General features: G+C 55.0%; 8 protein-coding genes. 4 read left to right on the top strand and 4 right to left on the bottom strand.

Annotated features, from left to right (window positions below):
* Positions 1–448: glycosyltransferase family 2 protein (locus M0974_RS27030; RefSeq protein ID WP_297844390.1), on the top strand; the 448-nt coding region annotated here is incomplete at its 5' end.
* Positions 449–453: 5 nt separating this feature from the next.
* Here the strand turns inward: M0974_RS27030 and M0974_RS27035 are convergent.
* Entirely contained in the window at positions 454–1,488 is a 1,035-nt protein-coding gene (locus M0974_RS27035) for a dienelactone hydrolase (protein WP_297844392.1), read from the bottom strand.
* 371 nt (positions 1,489–1,859) lie between these two features.
* Positions 1,860–2,471 carry an FMN-dependent NADH-azoreductase gene (locus tag M0974_RS27040; RefSeq protein ID WP_297844394.1) on the bottom strand — a complete coding sequence of 204 codons (612 nt, stop codon included), beginning with the start codon at positions 2,469–2,471 and terminating at the stop codon, positions 1,860–1,862.
* Positions 2,472–2,598: 127 nt separating this feature from the next.
* Here M0974_RS27040 and M0974_RS27045 point away from each other — a divergent pair, with 127 nt between their 5' ends.
* Together M0974_RS27045 and M0974_RS27050 are read left to right on the top strand one after the other, a co-directional pair.
* Positions 2,599–3,507, top strand: a complete 909-nt coding sequence (locus M0974_RS27045) for a LysR substrate-binding domain-containing protein (RefSeq protein WP_297844397.1) — start codon at positions 2,599–2,601, stop codon at positions 3,505–3,507.
* Between the two features lie 31 nt (positions 3,508–3,538).
* The gene (locus M0974_RS27050; RefSeq protein ID WP_297844400.1) at positions 3,539–3,889 is read left to right on the top strand and encodes an MmcQ/YjbR family DNA-binding protein; all 351 of its coding nucleotides are present in this window, start codon (positions 3,539–3,541) and stop codon (positions 3,887–3,889) included.
* On the opposite strand, the gene M0974_RS27055 is transcribed toward M0974_RS27050, so the two are convergent.
* On the bottom strand, positions 3,883–4,311 hold the full coding sequence (locus M0974_RS27055) for a DUF1294 domain-containing protein (RefSeq protein WP_297844403.1): 429 nt from the start codon (positions 4,309–4,311) through the stop codon (positions 3,883–3,885). The two genes, M0974_RS27050 and M0974_RS27055, sit on opposite strands and share 7 nt — an antisense overlap.
* Positions 4,312–4,317: 6 nt before the next feature.
* A complete protein-coding gene (locus M0974_RS27060; protein ID WP_297844409.1) occupies positions 4,318–5,148 on the bottom strand; it encodes an undecaprenyl-diphosphate phosphatase in 831 nt (276 codons plus the stop codon).
* Between the two features lie 255 nt (positions 5,149–5,403).
* Here M0974_RS27060 and M0974_RS27065 point away from each other — a divergent pair.
* The coding region (locus M0974_RS27065) for a cache domain-containing protein (RefSeq protein ID WP_297844406.1) at positions 5,404–5,771 on the top strand (368 nt) is incomplete at its 3' end.

Here is a 5,771-nt window from a genome sequence, read left to right on the forward strand (position 1 = left end):
AGCCCGAGCGGCCGGCGCGCGAACGTTGCTTGAGCAGGGTGCCCGCTGGATTGCCTGCACTGACGCTGACAGTACCGTTGCAGAAGATTGGCTGGTACAGCAACTCGCCCTCGAAGCAGACGCCGTGTGCGGCACAGTTATTCCGGGGCAGTGGCACGAAGAGATTCCCCTCGAAGCGCAAGTTCGCTACCACCAGGCATATCAACACAACGAAGGTCATCGACATATACACGGCGCCAACCTCGGCGTGAGTGCCATTGCCTACATCCGCGCCGGTGGTTTCCCGCCGCTGGAGTGTCAAGAAGACGTTAAGTTGATTCAACAGTTGGAACTGTGCGGCGCACGAATTGCCTGGAGTTGCAGACCCCAAGTCACCACCAGCACCCGACTCGACTGCCGGGCAGTGGGCGGATTTGGGGACTACCTCAGGTCTCTAGTGAGCACCTGACACATTCACTCTTGATGAGCAGTCTGCATACCTGCGCGGCTGGGCTGGCCGATGGTTTCATTGAAGAAACGAACGGCGTCGGCCGTCAGGTTACGGTGGATATCAACCCGGTCTACGCCTGCGGCATCGGTGCACAAGATTGCCTGCGTCGCTTGCTGTTCATCAGTGCAGGGGGCGAGGAACACGAAATGCCCTGCGCCTGGCAATAACCTGAACTCCGGGGCGTGAGGCAGCTTACGCGCCAGCGCCTCGGCGTTTTTATCCAGCGCTAGCAATTGGTCACCGTCGCCGCTATACATCAGCACGGGCACATTCACATCTGCCAACGCTTGGCGTCCAAACATCAAGGTGAGCGGCGCCATCAGCATCAGTGCACCGACTCGTGGATCAGCCTCGGCGCGCAGATCGTCCCGATCAGCTACCAATTCGCCCTGAGTTTTGCAGGCGTCTTTGTCCTGAGGACGTTCCATACAGTATTTGCGTAAACGTTTCAGATCCGGTTGGGCCCCTGCCAGGATAAGCGCAGTTTCACCACCCGCGGAATAACCAATCACACCCACCTGCTGCGCGTCGACATAGGGAGACAGCATCGGATCGATCAGTGCAGCGCTTATAGCCTCCGAGATTTGCAGCGGGCGGCCGTAAAGATTGCTCAGGCTACCAAGGCGGCTGTGGTCCAGATAATTGTCGCCGGGATGAATCACCGCAACCACTACAAAGCCCTTACGTGCCAGCGAGGTTGCGAGATCGTGCAGTGCCAGTGGTGTTCCGGTATTGCCGTGGGACAGCATCAACAACGGAAATCGACCCATGGCAATGTCCGCGTCTTCACCCGCTTCAATCTGGTAACCGTCGACCAGACTGATTTTTTTCTCATCGGTAGAAGGATAAAAAGCGATGGCGTGCATCGGCTGCAGATCCAGAGGATCCAGAAACGTCAGTCTATGAAAACCCGCATTCCAATGTTCTACCGCTTCGGCTTGCACCGAAATCAGGCTTGTGAACATACAAATCACTAACACCGCACAAAGACGTACCATTGTCAGGCCCCACCTTTGTAGATCCATATAACTCATGTGTGCAGTCCGCTGCGAGTTTCCGCGCTCCGCACCGTCAACACTGTGCGTGCTGACAAGGATAAGAGTAGCTGCCCGACAAATAATGCATAAGCCGGGCCAAACACGTTGAAAATCTGTTTAAGGGCCGCCGACCCTGATTCCACGTCAACGCTACTGACACCAATATTACTGGGTACGACTCCGACTTTCCTGTCAATTGTCCGTCAAGAATGATGATCGGTCGCAATTCCGGCCTCAAATGGCGCCAAACGCAAAAACTCCGCAGCCCATTGTCTTAAGACGCAGGGGTGCGGAGTTTGTTTCCATCGGTGAAGCTTAAATCAGACGAGCGTTCACGCAGCGGCAAACAGTGTTTCAGTGATTTGTTTTTTCGCCGCCGTCATGGCGTTGGCGCGGGGTTCGTCACCGTAGGCCAGGCCGTGGGCGAAAACAAATTCCAGATCGGTAATACCGATAAAGCCAAACAGTAACTTGAGATACCCTTCATGACCAACGCCCGATGGTTGGCCTTCATGCAGACCGCCAGAGGTTGAAACGATGATCACTTTTTTACCGCCGCACAGGCCCTTTGGACCATTTTCATCGTAGGCAAAGGTACGGCCGGCAACCGAGATCCGGTCGATCCAGGCTTTCAACTGAGTCGGCAGCGTGAAGTTGTACATCGGCGCACCGATCACGACCACGTCGGAGTCAAGGAACTCTTGCAGAATCGCCTCGTTGTTATCGACTTCAGCTTGCTGCGCAGCGTCGCGGGCTTCGCCCGGTGTACCGCCGGCGGCCAGTGTGGCGGCAGAGAAATGGCCCAACGCGTCTTTGGCCAGGTCTCGGTAGGTTACTTGGCCGTCTGTCTCGACCGCTTTCCACGCCTGGACGACGCTATTGCTGAGTTGTCGGGAAGCAGAGTGATCACCAAGAATGCTGGAATCGAGATGCAGAAGTTTCATGAAGCTCTCCAAGTAAGAATCGCCACTAGGGCGATCAAGTGATGATAATCCTACAGTGCAAACCAATAGCTGATTAGTCAGCAGAAATGCGATAGTTCGTCCCACTCATAGAACAGTGGAGCCATTAATGCAGGACCTTAACGATCTTTATTACTTTGTGAAAGTGGTCGAAGCCGGCGGGTTTGCTGCCGCAGGGCGGTCGTTGGGTATTCCAAAATCACGGTTATCCCGGCGGATCGCCGAACTGGAAACCCGCCTTAACGCCAGTTTGCTGCAACGTACGACACGGAAATTGGCACTGACTACGGTAGGTGAACGCTACCTTCAACACTGCCAGGCAATGATGCTGGAAGCAGAGATGGCGGATGAAGCCGTTGCTTCTTTGTCGGCAGAACCTCGCGGCCGACTTCGGGTGTCCTGCCCAGTGGGCTTGATCCAATGGGAATTGGCCAGTGTGGTCAGCGATTTTGTCGCTAACTTCCCTCAGGTCCAGTTCGAAATGCTGCTGGTAAACCGGCGTGTCGATCTGGTCAATGAAGGGATCGACGTAGCATTACGAGTCAGGGATATCGGCGATGAAGACCCAAGCCTGATCGTTCGTCAGTTGGCGCCCGCCGAAGGCGTTCTGGTGGCGGCACCGGCATTGCTGGCAAACCATACGATCACCACGCCTCAAGACTTGGCGAGCCTTCCGGTATTGGGCGCGATAGAAGCGGACAGTAAGGTTCACTTCAAACTGGTACACAGCAGTGGCAAGCGCTGCGAAATAGCCCTGGACGCGCGATTGGCCGTCGATGATTTTCCCATCCGTAAAACAGCCGCATTGAGGAGCCTGGGCTTGACCATGCTGCCTATGATGAACTGTCGCGAAGAGTTGGCCGATGGCCGATTGATTCAGATCCTGCCTGACTGGTCTTTACCTGGCGGCCACTTACAAGCGGCTTACACCCAGCGGCGAGGTACGCTGCCCGCTGTGCGCGCCTGGATCAACCACATCAGTGCAGCGTTTGCCAACATCAACGGACCTGACGCGTAAAGGCCAACGACACTTATAAAGGAGCTAATTGATGAGTCCAGAACAGGTTGCACAGTTTTGCCTGACACTTCCCGGCGCACGAGAAGATTACAAATGGGGCGGCACCCGGGTATTTTCCGTGCTGCAAAACAAGATGTTTGCGGTACTCGATCTGGCGGGCATGGGCTTGTCGTTCAAGATCGGCCCCGAGTTGTTCCTGGGCTATGTCGACCGCCCCGGCATTCGTCCAGCCCCTTACCTGGCTCGCGCTTACTGGATCAGCATCGCCCCGCCCTACCCTTTGAGTGATAACGAACTGCGCGACCTGCTGACGCGCTCCCATCAACTAGTGGTGAGCAAGCTGCCCAAGATTCGACAGATAGGCCTGAAGCTTGATCAGTAAAGATGTCGGGCGAGAAACCGACCACCCAGCAGCAACCGATCAATCCAGAACAGTTCGTGCAGGACGATAATCAGCCAAAAGACTGTCTGATAAGAAACCTTGCGAGTCTTGTGCCGAAACAGTTGCTGAGCCAGCAGCGCGCCCGGCCAACCGCCGAGCAACTCAGCGCCGTGGAGGAATTTTTCGGGGGTACGCCAACCTTCGCTTCTCGCCTGGTGTTTATCCCGCCAGTAGAGAAAGAAGCTCAGAATACTCATCGCTGCGTACAAGCACGCGGGAATGACTGAGACATGCCGTACCCACATCGACAATGCCCCAAACACCGGCAATGCGCACAACCCCAGCAGGACAAATAGCTTGAGGCGCACGCGCTGCACCGGCTGTTTAGCCGAACTCGAACGTGCACGTTGATCAGTCGTCATGGTCCGTTACGCCGCCGCTGACGCCCAGTCGATCCAGCCAATCTTCCACGTGGCCAGAATCAACAACCCAAAAATAATCCGATACCACGCAAACGCTGCGTAACTGTGGCTAGCAATGAACTTGAGCAAACCACGCACCGCGATCATGGCGAAAATAAACGACACCACGAAGCCAATGCCAATGACTGGAAAATCCTCCGGTTGGAACAGGTGGCGGTATTTAAAGCCCGAGTAAACCGCAGCGCCCACCATGGTCGGCATGGCCAGGAAGAACGAAAACTCGGTAGCAGTTTTGCGCGAAAGACCGAACAGCAGCCCACTTATAATGGTCGCGCCAGAGCGTGAGGTGCCCGGAATCATCGCCAGGCATTGCGCGCAACCGACTTTCAGCGCATCGACCCACGTCATCTCATCGATGGTCTCGGCATGCACCACATGGTCACGACGCTCCGCCCACAACATGACTACCCCGCCGATAACCAACGCCGTGGCGACCGTAATCGGATTGAACAAGTATTGGTGAATCAAGTCAGCAAACATGATCCCGAGAACGACTGCTGGCAACACCGCAATGATCAAGTTGAGCGTAAAGCGCTGAGCTTCACGTTGCCTGGGCAACCCGGTAACCACATCAAAGATCTTTCGCCGAAACTCCCACACCACAGCGAGAATTGCCCCGAGCTGGATAATGATGTTGAACGCCATTGCCCGTTCGCCACCAAAGTCAATCAAGTCCGCGACAATAATCTGGTGCCCCGTACTGGAAATCGGCAAAAACTCCGTCAGCCCTTCAACAACCCCAAGTATCGTCGCTTGTGCGGCGGTCCAAAGATCCATCATTCCCCCATCAGGCCATGCTCGTGGCAGGCCTTATTAGTATGTTTATTAACTGCTTGCGAGTCGTTCTATCTGAATCGGGCCTGAGTTTGCCCACACAGACGTGAAAAAGGTGTGAGCCTCTCATGTTTGGCCACATGGGGCCGAGACCCTGTTAGGCACCTTGTAATCACAAGGCGTCATGGACAGTGTGGCGCAGGCATCGATGCAGTTGCATGACAACAGATAACAATAAACGTTAGGGAGTGGAGCATCATGAGCAGCTTGCGCAGTATGTCGATCAGCCGTCGGTTGTGGCTAATTCTGGTGGTCGCGGTATGTATGCTGCTGGTGCTTGGAATGCTGATGCTCAAGCAAGTCCACACCGACTTGTATGCCGGTAAAACAGAGAAAACCCATCATCTAGTCGAAACCGTTAGTGGCATCCTCACCTACTTTCACGATCAGGAAGTCGCAGGAAAACTCAACCGCGAACAGGCTCAACAACAAGCACAAGCCGCCATCCGAGGGTTGCGCTATAGCCAGAACGAATATTTCTGGATCAACGATCTGCGCCCAGTGATGATCATGCACCCGGTCAATCAAAAGCTTGAAGGCCAGGATCTATCCAGTATCAAGGACGC

Origin of the sequence: Pseudomonas sp. (assembly GCF_026224925.1) — a bacterium.
Taxonomy (GTDB): Bacteria; Pseudomonadota; Gammaproteobacteria; order Pseudomonadales; family Pseudomonadaceae; genus Aquipseudomonas.

Coding starts and splice junctions, on each gene's coding strand:
- M0974_RS27035 (WP_297844392.1), bottom strand. CDS start 1,488: ATGGTACGTCTTTGTGCGGTGTTAGTGATTTGTATGTTCACAAGCCTG.
- M0974_RS27040 (WP_297844394.1), bottom strand. CDS start 2,471: ATGAAACTTCTGCATCTCGATTCCAGCATTCTTGGTGATCACTCTGCT.
- M0974_RS27045 (WP_297844397.1), top strand. CDS start 2,599: ATGCAGGACCTTAACGATCTTTATTACTTTGTGAAAGTGGTCGAAGCC.
- M0974_RS27050 (WP_297844400.1), top strand. CDS start 3,539: ATGAGTCCAGAACAGGTTGCACAGTTTTGCCTGACACTTCCCGGCGCA.
- M0974_RS27055 (WP_297844403.1), bottom strand. CDS start 4,311: ATGACGACTGATCAACGTGCACGTTCGAGTTCGGCTAAACAGCCGGTG.
- M0974_RS27060 (WP_297844409.1), bottom strand. CDS start 5,148: ATGGATCTTTGGACCGCCGCACAAGCGACGATACTTGGGGTTGTTGAA.